At 41.6% G+C, this 16,365-nt stretch carries 13 protein-coding genes and 1 other annotated feature; all 13 genes read left to right on the top strand.

The features are described from left to right. The first annotated feature begins 112 nt into the window (after positions 1-112). A complete protein-coding gene (gene pfkA / locus UE46_RS09720; protein ID WP_036061678.1) occupies positions 113-1,072 on the top strand; it encodes a 6-phosphofructokinase in 960 nt (319 codons plus the stop codon). 238 nt (positions 1,073-1,310) lie between these two features. Further along, on the top strand, positions 1,311-3,068 hold the full coding sequence (gene pyk, locus UE46_RS09715) for a pyruvate kinase (RefSeq protein WP_118907579.1): 1,758 nt from the start codon (positions 1,311-1,313) through the stop codon (positions 3,066-3,068). Positions 3,069-3,415: 347 nt separating this feature from the next. After that, positions 3,416-3,796: an FxsA family protein gene (locus UE46_RS09710; RefSeq protein ID WP_036061682.1), complete on the top strand. Its 381-nt coding sequence runs from the start codon at positions 3,416-3,418 to the stop codon at positions 3,794-3,796. Between the two features lie 123 nt (positions 3,797-3,919). After that, positions 3,920-4,381 carry a DUF441 domain-containing protein gene (locus tag UE46_RS09705; protein WP_036062017.1) on the top strand — a complete coding sequence of 154 codons (462 nt, stop codon included), beginning with the start codon at positions 3,920-3,922 and terminating at the stop codon, positions 4,379-4,381. Between the two features lie 60 nt (positions 4,382-4,441). Beyond that, the gene (citZ, locus tag UE46_RS09700; protein ID WP_036061683.1) at positions 4,442-5,563 is read left to right on the top strand and encodes a citrate synthase; all 1,122 of its coding nucleotides are present in this window, start codon (positions 4,442-4,444) and stop codon (positions 5,561-5,563) included. Positions 5,564-5,577: 14 nt separating this feature from the next. After that, the gene (gene icd / locus UE46_RS09695) at positions 5,578-6,846 is read left to right on the top strand and encodes an NADP-dependent isocitrate dehydrogenase (protein ID WP_036061684.1); all 1,269 of its coding nucleotides are present in this window, start codon (positions 5,578-5,580) and stop codon (positions 6,844-6,846) included. Between the two features lie 159 nt (positions 6,847-7,005). After that, positions 7,006-9,633, top strand: coding sequence for a DNA polymerase I (gene polA, locus UE46_RS09690; RefSeq protein WP_036061686.1), 2,628 nt, complete (start codon positions 7,006-7,008; stop codon positions 9,631-9,633). 21 nt (positions 9,634-9,654) lie between these two features. Beyond that, positions 9,655-10,476 carry a DNA-formamidopyrimidine glycosylase gene (mutM, locus tag UE46_RS09685; protein ID WP_036061688.1) on the top strand — a complete coding sequence of 274 codons (822 nt, stop codon included), beginning with the start codon at positions 9,655-9,657 and terminating at the stop codon, positions 10,474-10,476. 9 nt (positions 10,477-10,485) lie between these two features. Beyond that, entirely contained in the window at positions 10,486-11,082 is a 597-nt protein-coding gene (coaE, locus tag UE46_RS09680) for a dephospho-CoA kinase (protein ID WP_036061690.1), read from the top strand. Between the two features lie 53 nt (positions 11,083-11,135). Continuing rightward, positions 11,136-11,600, top strand: a complete 465-nt coding sequence (nrdR, locus tag UE46_RS09675; RefSeq protein ID WP_036061692.1) for a transcriptional regulator NrdR — start codon at positions 11,136-11,138, stop codon at positions 11,598-11,600. A gap of 16 nt (positions 11,601-11,616) precedes the next feature. Beyond that, positions 11,617-13,023 (top strand): replication initiation and membrane attachment family protein, encoded by a 1,407-nt coding sequence (locus UE46_RS09670; protein WP_118907578.1) that lies wholly within the window; start codon positions 11,617-11,619, stop codon positions 13,021-13,023. Between the two features lie 5 nt (positions 13,024-13,028). Continuing rightward, a complete protein-coding gene (dnaI, locus tag UE46_RS09665) occupies positions 13,029-13,952 on the top strand; it encodes a primosomal protein DnaI (RefSeq protein WP_118907577.1) in 924 nt (307 codons plus the stop codon). A 75-nt stretch (positions 13,953-14,027) separates the two neighbouring features. Next, positions 14,028-14,262: a binding site (T-box leader), on the top strand. Between the two features lie 96 nt (positions 14,263-14,358). Further along, complete coding sequence (gene thrS / locus UE46_RS09660) at positions 14,359-16,281, top strand: threonine--tRNA ligase (RefSeq protein ID WP_036061696.1); 1,923 nt, start codon at positions 14,359-14,361, stop codon at positions 16,279-16,281. Positions 16,282-16,365: the final 84 nt, after the last annotated feature.

Here is a 16,365-nt window from a genome sequence, read left to right as displayed (position 1 = left end):
TTTCACAAAACATGAAAAAAGAACTAGATTCCTGCTTTCATTTTTAGGAAAAGTGATGTAGAATGTAACCATGTGATGAAAAAATATATTCATTGTTTGAGGTGGGATTTTGATGAAACGTATTGCAGTTTTAACAAGTGGTGGAGATGCACCAGGAATGAACGCTGCGGCTCGTGCCGTTGTTCGTAAAGGTATTTATGAAGGACTAGAAGTTTATGGTATCGATTACGGCTTTTTAGGCTTAGTAAACGGAGATATTCATAAGCTTGATCTAGGTTCTGTTGGTGATTTACTTCATCGCGGAGGAACGTTCCTATATTCGGCACGTTATCCTGAGTTTGCGACAGAAGAAGGACAACTAAAAGGTATCGAACAGTTGAAGAAATTCGGTATTGAAGGTCTTGTTGTTATTGGTGGCGACGGTTCTTATCACGGAGCTGAAGCACTAACAAAACGTGGCTTCCCAACAGTTGGTATCCCAGGAACGATTGATAACGATATTTCTGGTACTGATTTTACAATCGGTTTTGATACTGCTCTAAACACAGTGCTTGACGCGCTAGATAAAATTCGTGACACAGCAACAAGTCATGAACGTACATTTATCATCGAAGTGATGGGCCGCGATGCTGGTGATATCGCACTTTGGTCAGGTCTAGCTGGAGGCGCCGAAGCAATTATCGTCCCTGAACATAATTTTGTGATGGAAGATGTTGTGGAACGCTTAAACAAAGGTCTTGCTCGTGGTAAAAAACACAGCATTATCGTTGTTGCAGAGGGTGTTATTTCAGGTAACGAATTTGCAACTCAACTAGCCGAGTATGGCGATTATCATGCACGTGTAACGGTTCTAGGACATGTTCAACGTGGTGGTAGCCCAACAGCATTTGACCGCGTACTAGCAAGTCGTTTAGGCGCGCGTGCTGTCGATTTATTAATGGAGAACCGTGGCGGACTCGCTGTCGGTATCAAAAATAACAAAATCGTCGAAAATGATATTACCGCAGTTTTGAAAGAAAAACATGTGATTGATAAAGACATGTTTGACTTAGCACAAATTCTTTCAATTTAATACCAACGATAGAGGTTTCGGGTTTTTCCAATAACTTAGAAGCCTCTTCATACGGGTTGAAATGAAACAGGCATGAAAATATTACATAAACAAGTGCCTAAAAGGTTTGAAATGAGTAGTTAATATGCGCATAGATTCACAAAGCCTGTTATACACTAGTGAAGTTACTGGTAAAATGGAGCGGATGCGTTTATAATAAGTAATGAATGAATAGGTATTCTTAGGAGGAGTATAAAAGATGAAAAAAACTAAAATTATTTGTACGATCGGACCAGCAAGTGAAACGGTGGAAACATTAGTACAATTAATCGAATCAGGTATGAACGTATGTCGTCTTAATTTTTCACATGGTGATTATGAAGAGCATGGCGCACGTATCAAAAATATTCGTGAAGCTGTTAAAATTACAGGAACAGAAGTAGCGATTTTACTTGATACTAAAGGTCCTGAGATTCGTACAAACAATATGGAAAACGGTAAATTAGAATTTGCAAAAGGGGACGTTGTTCGCGTAGCAATGGAAGAAGTCCTTGGAACAAAAGAAAAATTCTCCGTAACATACACAGAACTATTTGATGACGTAGAAATCGGTTCGACAATTCTTTTAGATGATGGCCTAATCGGTCTTGAAGTTATCGAAAAAGACGCTGCAAACCGTGAACTAGTAACAAAAGTTCAAAACCCAGGCGTACTTAAAAACAAAAAAGGCGTAAACGTACCAAACGTATCAATCAACCTACCTGGTATTACAGAAAAAGATGCGAACGACATTCGTTTCGGTCTAGAACAAGGAATCGACTTTATCGCGGCATCATTCGTTCGTCGCGCAACAGATGTTCTTGAAATTACAAAAATTCTAGAAGAAAACAACGCAACACACGTTCAAATCATTCCTAAAATCGAAAACCAAGAGGGCGTTGACAACATCGACGAAATCTTACAAGTTTCTCAAGGTCTAATGGTTGCTCGTGGAGACCTAGGCGTTGAAATTCCTGCTGAAGAAGTTCCGATTGTACAAAAACAATTGATTAAAAAATGTAATAAGCTTGCAAAACCAGTTATTACAGCAACTCAAATGTTAGATTCTATGCAACGTAACCCGCGTCCAACTCGCGCAGAAGCAAGTGATGTAGCCAATGCCATTTTTGATGGTACAGATGCAATCATGCTTTCAGGTGAAACAGCAGCTGGGGATTATCCAGTAGAATCCGTACAAATGATGACTAAAATTGCGCTACGTGCCGAAGAAGCACTAGTTGCTCAAGATAAATTTGCACTTAAAGCCCACCAAAATTCTGATATGACAGAAGCAATCGGTCAAGCAGTTGGTCACACAGCGCGCAACTTGAACGTACACACAATCGTTGCAACAACGCAAAGTGGTCACACAGCACGTATGATCTCGAAATACCGTCCAAAATCACATATTTTAGCGGTTACTTTCAACGAACGCGTATGTCGCGGCCTATCTCTAGTATGGGGCGTATACCCACGTCTAGCTGAACCAATTGCTAATACAGATGATATGTTTGATCTTGCAGTAAAAGAATCCCTAGCGTCAGGTCTTGCAAAACAAGGAGATCTAATCATCATCACAGCTGGTGTTCCAGTAACTGAATCAGGAACAACAAACCTAATGAAGATCCAATTAATCGGTGACAAAGCAGTATCAGGTCACGGAATTGGCTCCACTTCTGTTATTGGTAAAGCAATCGTTGCTAAATCAAACAAAGAAGCATTAGAAAAAGCTGAAGAAGGTGGCGTTCTAGTCGTTAAAACAACAGACAAAGAAATGTTACCAGCATTCGAAAAAAGCGCAGCAGTAGTCGTTGAAGAAGGCGGTCTAACTAGCCACGCAGCAGTAGTTGGAATCACACTTGGAATTCCAGTTATCGTAGGCGCAACAAACGCAACAGACCTAGTAAAAGACGGCGAAACAATCACTGTCGACGCACGCCAAGGTAATGTTTACAACGGTAAAACAGCAACACATTAATAGAAGTGCTGAAACAGCCCGTTAGCCTCGACAGAAATTGTTAGAGGGCGCAGTAAAAGTCCTCTTTGACTTTTGCGGAGGCCACGAAATTTCCGAGAGGCTGGCTGTTGAAGCTGGATCCGAAGGCGCCAAACAAGACGCCCCACAAGAATTAACGCCTCACATCACACCAAACACCGAGGTGCTAACTCCAAACAAAATGCTAAACAAGAGATAAAACCAGATCACCATCCTTTCCCTAAAGGACATTGATCTGGTTTTTCTAATCCACCATACATCATCTTTTTCATTTCCTCCAAACTAAGTTATAATAAAAGAATCCACACCAACCAAAGGAGGCACCAACCATGAAGAAAATAATCTACTACTGGGCAGCGTACGGCCTAATAGAACTAATCACCTACATCCTATTATTCCAATGGATCGGCTTCTGGCCATTACTATTTATCCAAATCGCCTCCACAGCATTTGGCATATTCATCGTCAAACGCTTATGGCGCGGAATCACTCAAAATATGCGCGACAGAAAAGCAATGTCTCCATATTTACTCGACACAATCTGCTTAGTTTTCGCAGGAATTTTACTCGTTATTCCAGGTATCATCACAACTATCTGCGGATTACTCCTTTTCCTACCATTTGTCAGGTCATGGATAAAACCGCTTATGAATCGCTGGATAGAACGCAGAATGAGCCAAGGGAATTTTACCTATTTCGATATGAAGTAATAGGTCATTGGATTTTCTTATCTATTTCCTGATATACAATAAGTATCGCTTTACATGAAGGGGTATGTACGTGTTATAATACAACTAATCTGAAATTTTCTCAGAAGGAAAGGTTTGTTTTTCTTGTTCACAGAAAGCATGCTATTTTTACTACTATTTCTCGGACTCGGATTACTAGCCAAAAATAACTCGCTTATCATTGCTGTAGCCGTCGTCATTTTACTGAGGCTTTTTCACGTAGACGGCAAAATCATGGAGCTGATCCAAGCAAGAGGCATAAACTGGGGCGTCACAGTCATCACCGTAGCCATCCTGATTCCCATCGCGACAGGACAAATCGGTTTCAAAGATCTAATCGACTCGTTCAAATCGGCGGCTGGCTGGATTGGACTTTTTGCGGGGATTGCCGTATCGATTTTAGCAAAAAAAGGCGTTGGATATATGGCGGTAGACCCACAAGTAACGGTTTCCCTTGTTTTTGGTACGATTTTAGCTGTCGTATTATTTCGGGGCGTTGCGGCTGGGCCAGTTATTGCGGCAGGAATTGCTTACGTGCTTATGCAAGGAGTCGCTTTATTCAAATAATATAATAAACAAGTACATAGCAGGTTACGCTAAATTTGTTGACTGATAGGGGGAAAAAAGATGACAGTTTCAAGAGGATTGGAAAATGTATATGTGGCGGAAACGTCGATTAGTTCGATTTTAGATGATATGTTGACGTATGTTGGTTACGGCATCGATGATTTGATGGAAAGCAACGCAACATTTGAAGAGGTTATTTATTTACTTTGGCATTTACGCTTACCAAACGAAGAGGATTTAGCTAAGTTCACGGGCGAAATACGTGAAAATATGGCGGTATCTGAAACAATTATTACGAGCTTACGATTGCAAAATCACCAAAAATTACATCCAATGAGTGTGTTGCGGACGACGGTTTCCATGCTTGGCGTTTTTGATACAGAGTCGGAGATGGAGGACGGGGAAGCGGTTTACAGAAAAGGGATTCGTCTCCAAGCAAAAATGCCTACCATCGTGGCGGCTTTTTCAAGGATTCGCCGTGGCTTAGATCCAATTCCACCCCGCGATGATTTGAGTATTGCAGCGAACTTTTTGTACATGCTAACGGGTGAAGAAGCAGGATATCTTGCGGTAGAAGCCATGAATAAAGCGCTAGTTCTTCATGCCGATCATGAATTTAACGCTTCGACGTTCACAGCGCGTGTATGTGTAGCGACGCTTTCTGATGTGTATTCGGGTGTTACAGCGGCGATTGGTGCGCTTAAAGGACCGTTACACGGTGGTGCGAATGAGCGCGTGATTGACATGCTAGAAGAAATTAAAGAACAAGGGCGCGCTCGCGAATACATCCAGAGCAAAATTGACAACAAAGAAAAAATCATGGGCTTCGGGCATCGCGTTTATCAAGGCGGAGACCCACGTGCAATGCACTTAAAAGAACTATCCAAAAAATTGACGGAGCTAAAAGGCGAGCCAGAATACTATGAAATTTCAGCAGAAGTAGAAGAGGCTGTTTGGGAATTTAAACATCTAAAACCAAACGTAGATTTCTACTCCGCATCTGTTTACCATGCTTTAAACATCGATCATGATATGTTTACGCTCGTTTTTGCAATGAGTCGCGTATCAGGTTGGTTGGCGCATATCTTTGAACAATACCGTGATAACCGTTTGATTCGTCCACGTGCTATTTACGTAGGGCCAGAATCGCGAGAATATATTCCTGTCATAGAACGGGACTAGAGGAGGAAATTAATTTGACACAAGGTGAGAAAATTCAAGTAGTAGACGGTGCTTTAAAAACACCAAATAATCCAGTCATTCCATTCATCGAGGGAGACGGCACAGGTCCAGACATTTGGCGTGCTTCTAAACGCGTACTTGATGCTGCGGTTGCAAAAGCTTACAATGGCGAAAAAGAAATCGCTTGGAAAGAAGTTTTGGCAGGGCAAAAAGCGTTCGATCAAACGGGAGAATGGTTGCCACAAGCGACGTTAGATACAATTGATGAATACCTTATTGCGATCAAAGGACCTCTAACAACACCGATTGGTGGCGGAATTCGTTCGTTAAACGTGGCATTACGACAAGAGTTAGATCTTTATGTGTGCCTTCGCCCAGTGCGCTATTTTACAGGCGTTCCTTCTCCAGTGAAGCGTCCCGAAGATACGGATATGGTGATTTTTCGTGAAAACACAGAGGACATTTATGCAGGAATTGAATTTAAAGAAGGCAGCGATGAAGCGAAAAAACTGATTGCGTTCCTAAAAGATGAATTTGGTGTGGATAAAATCCGTTTCCCAGAAACATCAGGAATTGGCGTGAAACCTATTTCTAAAGAAGGAACAGAACGCTTGGTTCGCGCAGCTATTGAATACGCGATCAAAGAAAATCGTAAATCATTAACACTTGTCCATAAAGGGAATATCATGAAATTCACAGAAGGTGCTTTCAAAACGTGGGGCTACGAACTTGCTGAACGCGAGTTTGGTGATAAAGTCTTCACTTGGTCAGAATATGATCGCATTGTTGAAACAGACGGTGTGGACGCAGCTAACGCGAAACAAGACGCAGCGCTTGCAGCTGGCAAAATTCTTGTGAAAGATTCGATTGCAGATATTTTCTTACAACAAATCCTGACGCGTCCAGCGGAATTTGATGTTGTGGCAACGATGAATCTGAACGGAGATTACATTTCAGATGCACTGGCAGCTCAAGTCGGTGGTATCGGGATTGCACCTGGTGCGAATATTAACTACCTAACAGGGCATGCGATTTTTGAAGCAACACATGGCACAGCGCCAAAATATGCGAACTTAGATAAAGTGAACCCATCGTCGGTTATCCTTTCTGGAACGCTATTATTGGAACATATCGGCTGGGGTGAAGCGGCAGATCTGATCATTAAATCGATGGAAAAAACAATTGCTGATAAAACAGTGACGTATGATTTCGCTCGTTTAATGGACGGCGCAACAGAAGTAAAATGTTCTGAGTTTGCAGATGCTTTAATTCGCAACTTTTAAGTAATGGAAAACCGTATTTTAGAATCAGAGAAGGATTTCTTTCTCCGGTTTTAAAAACGGTTTTTTTGTGCTCTAAGGCAGGCTTTTTGTTACGGGCGTATTCGCTGTTTTTATGGTAAAATGGACATAATGAGCTTTAAATTTTGAGGAGGAATCCCTGTGAATAAACTTGTACTAATCGATGGAAATAGTATTGCGAATCGTGCCTTCTATGCACTTCCGCTTTTGAGCAATGATAAGGGTGTATATACAAATGCTGTATACGGTTTTGCGATGATGATTATGAACGTGCTAGAAAAAGAGCAACCAGATCATGTTTTGGTGGCTTTTGATGCGGGAAAAACGACTTTTCGAAACAGCCAATATAAAGAGTATAAAGGCGGACGCCAAAAAACGCCGAGCGAGTTGTCCGAACAGTTCCCATTCATTCGCGAACTCCTAGATGCATATTCCATTCCTCGTTACGAACTGCCCAATTATGAAGCAGATGACATTATCGGAACGATGACAAAACTGGCCGAAAAAGATAATCTAGAAGTGGTTGTTATTACGGGAGATCGCGATTTAACACAATTGGCCAGCGATAAAACAACGGTCTATATCACGAAAAAAGGCATCACCGACATGGAAAAAAATACACCAGAAACACTCAAGGAAAAATATGACCTTACGCCAGAGCAAATTATTGATATGAAAGGCTTGATGGGCGATGCATCGGATAATATTCCAGGCATTCCAGGCGTCGGTGAGAAAACAGCTTTAAAACTTTTACATCAATTCGGCACGGTGGAAGAGGTCCTAGCGAATGCTGATAAGATATCAGGCAAAAAGCTCCAAGAAAAAGTGAATGACAACAAAGAATCCGCGATTATGAGTAAAGAATTGGCGACAATTGATATAGATTCTCCAATCGAAATGAAAGTAACCGATACAAAATATGCTGGCTATGATATTGAAAAAGTGATTCCGTTACTAAAAGAACTCGGTTTTGCAACGATTCTTAAAAATCTGCAAGGTGAATCCACAGAACCGGAAAAAGAATTGGCGTCGATTTCTTTTGAAATGGTAGACGAAATAACGGCAAACCATCTTAGCGATAAGGCAGCATTATACGTCGAATTAGATGCTGATAATTACCATACCGCGCCATTTATCGGTATTACTTTTCACTCCAAGGCGGGTACGTTTTTCGCGAATGAAGCAACTCTAAAAAAATCAAAAGCGCTAAAAACATGGTTACAAGACCCGACGAAAGAAAAAGTTGTATATGACGCTAAAAAAACGATTGTTGGCCTATCAAAGTTCGATATTGCAGTGGAGGGTATTACTTTTGACATCATGTTAGCATCATACTTACTAAACCCATCCGATACGATTGATGATTTCGCAAGTGTTGCGCTCAGCCACGATTACGATGCCGTGAAAACCGATGAACTTGTGTATGGAAAAGGTGCCAAACGCGCTATTCCAGAAGAAGCCATTGTCGCAGAACATTTAGCACGCAAAGTAGTCGCTGTTTCTGAACTCGAGAAAAAGATGCGAGCAGCACTCGAAAATAACGAGCAACTAGGTCTATTTGAAGATCTTGAATTGCCGTTATCCAAAGTATTAGCAAAAATGGAAATGTATGGCGTGAAAGTGGACGTCAAGCGTTTGGAAGGTATGCAAGTGGAACTCGCCGGTCGCCTAAAAGAGCTAGAAAAAACGATTCACGAACTCGCTGGATCAGAATTCAATATCAACTCACCGAAGCAACTAGGCGTCATTTTATTTGAAAATCTGGGCCTTCCAGCAGAAAAGAAAACAAAAACAGGCTACTCTACGTCTGCTGATGTCCTAGAAAAATTAGCAGGATCGCACCCCATTATTGAAAGCATCTTGATGTACCGCCAGTTAGGAAAGCTACAATCCACCTATATCGAAGGGTTGCTAAAATTAACACATAAAGACACACAAAAAGTATACACGCGATTCAATCAAACATTGGCGCAAACAGGCCGACTCAGCTCGGTGGATCCTAACCTGCAAAATATTCCGATCCGACTAGAAGAAGGGCGTAAAATTCGTCAAGTGTTTATTCCGTCAGAGCCAGGTTGGAAGATTTTCGCGGCCGATTATTCCCAAGTCGAATTACGCGTTTTAGCTCATATTTCAGAAGATGAGAATTTGCAATACGCGTTCCAACACGACTACGATATCCATACAAAAACGGCAATGGATGTATTTCATGTTGAGCAAGACGAAGTAGATTCACTCATGCGTCGCCAAGCAAAAGCTGTAAACTTTGGAATTGTATATGGAATTAGCGATTATGGCTTGTCTCAAAATCTTGGCATTACAAGAAAAGATGCACGCGACTTTATCGATCGTTATTTTGTAAGTTACCCAGCCGTGAAAGAATATATGGAGGATATCGTGCGTTCCGCGAAAGAAAAAGGCTATGTAGAAACGATTTTACATCGCCGCCGCTATATTCCAGAAATTACAAGCCGTAATTTCAACGTCCGCGGATTTGCTGAAAGAACGGCAATGAATACGCCGATCCAAGGAAGTGCTGCAGATATTATCAAAAAAGCGATGATCTTGATGAATGATCGCTTGATTTCAGAAAAATTGGAAGCACGCTTATTGCTCCAAGTACACGATGAATTGATTTTCGAAGCGCCAGAAAGCGAAATTGCCAAACTGGAAGAAATCGTACCCGATGTGATGGAACATGCCGTAGAGCTCTCTGTCCCACTCAAAGTCGATAGCGCGTTCGGAAATACATGGTACGATGCTAAATAACACAAGTAAGGGGTTAAAAACATGCCAGAATTACCAGAAGTTGAAAATGTTCGGGCAACACTCGCCGAACTTGTTATAGGAAAAGAAATAGATCAGGTGACTGTAGGCGTTCCAAAAATGATCGTCGGTATGCCAGCAGAAATCTTTATTGGTAATATGATCGGTCAAAAAATCGAAGCAGTCCGCCGGCGGGGCAAGTTCTTACTTATTGATACAACGGATGGTACGCTTCTGTCCCACTTGCGAATGGAAGGTAAGTATCGACTAAATAAAGACGCGGATCCAGTGGATAAACATACGCACGTAACGTTCCATTTTACAGATAGTACTGAATTGCGTTACCTTGACGTTCGTAAATTTGGTACGATGGAACTCGTTCTAAAAGGTCAAGAAGGCCTCACCAAATCCATTCAAAAACTTGGACCAGAGCCGCTTTCCGATACGTTTGAAAAAACTGCTTTTGCAACAAAATTAAAGAAATCAGGACGCGCGGTGAAAACGGTGCTTCTCGATCAAAGTTTGGTCGCTGGAATCGGTAATATTTATGCAGATGAAATTTGTTTTCAAGCAAAAGTACTTCCTGAACGACCAGCGAATACGCTGAAACCCGCAGAAATCAGACGCCTTTTCGAAAGCACAAAGGCGATCATGACAGAAGCAGTTGCACTTGGTGGCTCGACGATTCGAACTTATGTGAACTCACAAGGAAAAATCGGCGGCTATCAAGACAAACTCCAAGTATACGGCGAAAAAGGCAACCCATGTCCGGTATGTGGCACGCCTATCGTGAAAATAAAACTAAACGGCAGAGGCACACATTTTTGCCCAAAATGCCAGAAATAGGTGCTAAGAATGGCTTACATTATCGGGTTAACGGGTGGTATTGCAAGTGGTAAAAGCACTGTCAGCCAAATGCTACAAGAAGCGGGTTATCCAATTGTTGACGCGGATATCGCAGCTAGAAAAGTCGTTGAAAAAGGAACAGAAGGTGCCCGTCAAATAGAAGCGACGTTTGGCATAGAAGTTTTTCAAGCGAACGGAGAGCTTGACCGTCAAACATTAGGTAACATTATTTTTCATGATCCTAAGAGACGAGAGCAGCTCAACGCGATCGTTCACCCGCTCGTAAAACAGTGGATGTTAGCAGAACGGGATCGGCTAATAGAAAATGGTGCAGAAATTATCGTCTTTGATATCCCGCTTTTAATCGAAAGTAAGCTGGAGAAACTTGTGGATACCATTGTTGTTGTGGCAGTGGACGAAGAAACACAATTAACACGCTTGATGGAGCGGAACAATGCAACAGAATCGGAAGCAATCGCGAGAATTTCCAGTCAAATGCCATTATCCGAGAAAGTGAAGCACGCGAATACTGTGATCGATAATAGCGGTAGTTTGCAAGAAACAAAACAGCAAGTAGATGCGCTCGTTCAGACTTTTTTAAAGTAAGCGAAGTCGTGGTATACTAGTGAAACGAATAAGATAAATAGGAGTGGGTGACAATGAGATGTCCATCTTGTAAAAGTAATAGTTCGCGTGTCGTGGATTCAAGACCAGCCGATGATGGCAATTCGATTCGCCGGCGCAGAGAATGTGAGGCGTGCGGTTTCCGATTTACAACCTTTGAAAAAGTAGAAGAGAGCCCGCTGATCGTTGTCAAAAAAGATGGCGTCCGCGAAGAATTTGCGCGTGATAAAATATTGCGAGGATTAATCCGCGCATGTGAAAAACGTCCAGTCTCCGTAGAGCAGCTAGAAGACGTTGTAAATAGCGTCGAGCGTGAACTAAGAAGTGACGGAGAAAGTGAAGTATCCTCTCATTTAATCGGAGAAAAATTGATGGATAAATTGGCAACACTCGATGAAGTAGCTTACGTTCGTTTTGCTTCCGTGTACCGTCAATTCAAAGATATCAGTGTTTTTGTAGATGAATTAAAAGATTTGATGAATAAAACAAGACATGAATAAAGAAAGGTGGAGTAGAGTGGCAGAATTTTGGATGGAATTACAACCGGTAGATAGCTATCAAGTAAAAGCGAATGGCGTCCTATCAGAAAAAGATCGCAAAATTATGACCTTCTTGTATCAGCCACTCATGGGCGCGGAATGTCTAGCGCTTTACGACACACTCGTTACAGAAGTGGAAGAAAACAGGCTGTGGTCAGAAAGTCATAGTCACAGCCAATTATTAAATCTACTCGGAATCAGTTTAGCTAATCTTTTCCAAGCACGATTGAAATTGGAGGGATTGGGTTTGTTACGTAGTTTCGTGCGAACGACAGGTGAATCCCGACATTACATATATGAAATGGCAGCACCGCTTTCGCCAGAACAATTTTTCTCAGATGGCCTTTTAAATATTTATTTATACAGCAAAATTGGTAATGCGCAATACCAACGCTTACGCCGCTTCTTTTCCGATGAGCCGATGTCAGAAGAAGGATTCGATGAGGTGACGTGTTCGTTCCAAGATGTTTTTGAGACGTTTAATGGTAGCGAGCATCCCGTAAGTGCCGTAACGAACGGTGAGCCGATTGGTCGCGCCAAATCACAGGGGGTTACCCTCGACGACAAGACCTTTGATTTTGCAGTATTGCTCCAGAGTTTATCGCCAACAATGTTATCCCGCAATGCGATAACCGAAGAAGTTCGCGCGTGTATTTTGAAACTCCATGCCATTTATGCCGTCGAAGAGCTCGATATGGTGCATTATTTATATCGCTCTGTACAAGCGGATGGTTCGCTCGATTTGGATTATTTGCGCAAAATTGTTCGAGATGGCTACCAATTGCAGCATAATCGTTTACCAGAATTAACAGCCAAAACGCAGCAAAATGTTAACAAAGAAGAAGCTGAGCAAATAACAAGGCCAGAAGATGCCTCTGATATCGAAGCGCTCCAAGCCTATCTAGACAGAGTCACGCCATATCAGTTACTCATCGACATAAGTGACGGAGCAGTTCCCGCCGAAACCGATTTGAAAATCATCGATGAAGTGATGAACCAACAAAACCTACCAATCCCAGTGATGAACGTATTAATCGAGTACGTATTGTTGCGTTTAGACGGTAAAATCGCGAAAAACTTCATGCTAACCATTGCGGCCCATTGGAAACGTAAAAAAGTGCAAACGGCAAAAGAAGCGATGGAAATGGCTTGGGCAGAACATGAAAAATATAAAAAACTACAAGAAGAAGGCACGAAGAAAGAACCAACAGATTACCGCAATAAAAATAATAAATATAAACAGCAAGGTCGAAAAGAAGTATTGCCAGACTGGTTCGATAAAGAAGAGGTCAAACCTGTTGAAAAAGCAATGACAAGCCGTGAAAAGTCAACTCTCGACAAGCAAGTAGAAGAAATGAAAAAACGCTTAAAAGAAGGTAGGTGACAAAGATGGATAAAATTGAACGCACACTTGGCCAACTATTCCAAGGTCGTGATTTTGAGAAGCAATATGAAACGTTAAAACAACAAGTTCTCGCCTATAGTCCAGTTCAGGACTTCTTAAAAGCAAATAACGAGGACATCAATGAGCAGATTATTAATCAAAACTTATCGAAACTGTACGAATTCATGACGGAGCATCAAAAATACCAAGATAAGAAAGACACATTAATGCCTGGTTATGCGCCTCGTCTAAGTCTGAATGGTGATTACATTACGGTAACTTATTATCCAACAGAAGAAAAAATACAAGCGGACCGACAGCGCGCTATCGAAAAACGAATTCGTTCTTTGTATATGCCGAAACAAATCATGGAAGCAACAATGGATGATTTCACAATAGACAACGAATCGCGCAGTGCGGCATTTTTAGCAGCAGGAGAATTCCTGAGCACGTACCAAAAAGGTTCAACCGGTATGCAAAAAGGCTTATATATTCATGGAAGTTTTGGAACGGGAAAATCTTATTTGCTTGGTGCCATGGCGAAGGATTTAGCCCTAAAAGGAATCTCCACAACACTTGTTTATTTACCTGAATTCATGCGTGAAATCAAACAATCTATCGCGGATAATAGCGTTGGTGAAAAGATTCAATTCGCGAAAGAAACAGAAATTCTGATGTTGGACGATATAGGCGCAGAATCCATGACAACATGGACTCGTGATGAAGTACTTGGTGCTATTTTACAATTCAGAATGCAGGAAGAATTACCGACTTTTTTTTCTTCCAACTACAGTATGGAGCATTTAGAGAATCATTTAATGTTCTCAAATAACGGAAATGAAGAACGGATGAAAGCACGTAGAATCATGGAGCGAGTGCGCTATCTAGCCAAAGAGGTAGAGCTTGACGGACGTAATCGCAGGTATTAGAAATCGTATTTTGAAATTTGCTTCAAGTAAAGCTTGCCATTTCAAGCAATCCGATTTATAATACAAGTAATGATGAAACAAGTATTGATAAGGACAACATTTTATTTTGTGTCTGATTCACAGAGAAGGAGGCATTGCTGAGACCCTCCTAATTAGCCAATAAAGTGACCCCCTTTGAACTTTTCACTCGAAATCAAGTTCTCTTGAAAGTAGGTTGAAACGGATCACACCGTTAACTGTGACAAGAGTAGAATTTTTCGGAATTCTTAAATCTTGGGTGGAACCACGTGTTGAAAGACTCGTCCCTTGCATAAGCATGGGATGGGTCTTTTTTTGTTCCTAAAAAGTTAGAATGTGCTTCAAATGTCCGCGTTTCGTCTAAAAATTGAAGAAGGAGTCGAAGAAAATGAAAATTACATTTCCAGATGGTGCAGTAAAAGAATTTGAGGCTGGCGTTTCCACAGCGGATATCGCGGCATCAATCAGCCCAGGCCTTAAGAAGAAGGCATTAGCAGGTAAAGTGAACGGAACATTGGTTGACCTTGTGACACCGATTCACGAGGATTCAAAAGTTGAAATCGTGACTCCAGATCATGAAGACGCGCTACAAATTCTACGACATAGCTCGGCACATTTACTAGCTCAAGCTCTAAAACGCTTATATCCAGATGTGGCTTTTGGTGTTGGTCCAGCAATCGATACAGGATTCTACTATGATATCGATACAGAGGCTGTAATCAGCGAAGAAACTTTCCCAGTGATCGAAAAAGAAATGCAAAAAATTGTTCGTGAAAACCTACCGATTACTCGCGAAGAAGTGTCACGTGAAGAAGCAATTAAGCGTTTCAAAGCTATCGGTGATCATTATAAACTGGAGCTAATCGAAGCAATTCCAGCAGACGAAACAGTGACTATCTATACACAAGGCGAATTTTTCGATCTATGTCGTGGTATTCACGTTCCTTCCACTGGCAAAATCCAAGTATTCCAATTACTAAGCGTTGCTGGTGCTTACTGGCGTGGAGATAGCAACAACAAAATGCTACAACGTATTTACGGCACAGCCTTTTTTGATAAAAACGGTTTGAAAGAATTTTTACGTATGCAACAAGAAGCGAAAGAGCGCGATCATCGTAAGCTAGGTAAAGAGCTAGAACTATTCGCTAACAGTCAAGAAGTTGGACAAGGCTTACCGCTATGGCTTCCAAAAGGTGCGACAATTCGCCGCGTTATTGAGCGTTACATCGTTGATAAAGAGGAACGCCTAGGCTACAACCACGTTTACACTCCAATCATGGCTAACGTGGAGCTTTACAAAACAAGTGGTCACTGGGATCACTATCACGAAGATATGTTCCCAACAATGAAAATGGACAATGAAGAACTTGTGCTACGTCCGATGAACTGCCCACATCACATGATGATCTATAAAAATGATATTCACAGTTACCGTGAGTTGCCTATTCGTATTGCAGAACTTGGTATGATGCACCGTTACGAAATGAGTGGGGCGCTTTCAGGATTGCAACGAGTTCGCGGCATGACGCTTAATGACGCGCATGTGTTTGTTCGTCCGGACCAAATTCAAGACGAATTTAAACGCGTAGTAGAGCTTGTTTTGGCTGTATATAAGGATTTTGATATCACTGACTATAGTTTCCGTCTTAGCTATCGTGACCCAGAAAACACTGAAAAATATTTCGATGACGACGCTATGTGGGAAAAAGCGCAAGGCATGTTAAAAGATGCGATGGATGATATGGGCTTAGATTACTACGAAGCAGATGGCGAAGCAGCGTTCTACGGACCAAAACTCGATGTTATGGTTAAAACTGCGATCGGCAAAGACGAAACATTGTCTACTGTGCAGCTAGATTTCCTACTTCCAGAACGTTTTGACCTAACTTATATCGGCGAGGATGGAGAAAAACATCGTCCAGTCGTTATTCACCGCGGTGTCGTGTCTACTATGGAACGCTTTGTTGCCTATTTGATTGAAGAATATAAAGGCGCATTCCCAACATGGTTAGCACCGATTCAAATGGAGGTTATCCCTGTTAGCATTGATGCCCATATGGATCATAGTAAAGCATTAAAAGACAAGCTAATGTATGCAGGCTTCCGTGTTGAAATCGACGAACGCAATGAAAAATTAGGATATAAAATCCGCGAAGCACAAACTAAGAAAATTCCTTACGCACTTGTTATCGGCGATCAAGAGGTCGAAAATAACACAGTCAATGTACGGAAATATGGCGAAAAAGATTCAGAAACATTGCCATTAGATGAATTTATTGCACGCGTTCAAGCAGAAGTATCCCAATTCTAGTATAATAAATGTAAATGAGGTTCTCCCATTATAGGAGAGCCTTTTTGCTTAATTGGGCTAATTCCGTTATACTTAAAAAAGATC

It is taken from the genome of Listeria weihenstephanensis, from assembly GCF_003534205.1.
GTDB classification, from domain to species: domain Bacteria; phylum Bacillota; class Bacilli; order Lactobacillales; family Listeriaceae; genus Listeria_A; species Listeria_A weihenstephanensis.
This window is presented reverse-complemented; position numbering and strand designations above follow the sequence as displayed.

What these genes read in the sequence shown, in the direction of transcription:
- mutM (WP_036061688.1), top strand. Translation starts at nt 9,655, where the DNA reads ATGCCAGAATTACCAGAAGTTGAAAATGTTCGGGCAACACTCGCCGAA.
- dnaI (WP_118907577.1), top strand. Translation starts at nt 13,029, where the DNA reads ATGGATAAAATTGAACGCACACTTGGCCAACTATTCCAAGGTCGTGAT.
- pfkA (WP_036061678.1), top strand. Translation starts at nt 113, where the DNA reads ATGAAACGTATTGCAGTTTTAACAAGTGGTGGAGATGCACCAGGAATG.
- pyk (WP_118907579.1), top strand. Translation starts at nt 1,311, where the DNA reads ATGAAAAAAACTAAAATTATTTGTACGATCGGACCAGCAAGTGAAACG.
- citZ (WP_036061683.1), top strand. Translation starts at nt 4,442, where the DNA reads ATGACAGTTTCAAGAGGATTGGAAAATGTATATGTGGCGGAAACGTCG.
- nrdR (WP_036061692.1), top strand. Translation starts at nt 11,136, where the DNA reads ATGAGATGTCCATCTTGTAAAAGTAATAGTTCGCGTGTCGTGGATTCA.
- thrS (WP_036061696.1), top strand. Translation starts at nt 14,359, where the DNA reads ATGAAAATTACATTTCCAGATGGTGCAGTAAAAGAATTTGAGGCTGGC.
- coaE (WP_036061690.1), top strand. Translation starts at nt 10,486, where the DNA reads ATGGCTTACATTATCGGGTTAACGGGTGGTATTGCAAGTGGTAAAAGC.
- UE46_RS09710 (WP_036061682.1), top strand. Translation starts at nt 3,416, where the DNA reads ATGAAGAAAATAATCTACTACTGGGCAGCGTACGGCCTAATAGAACTA.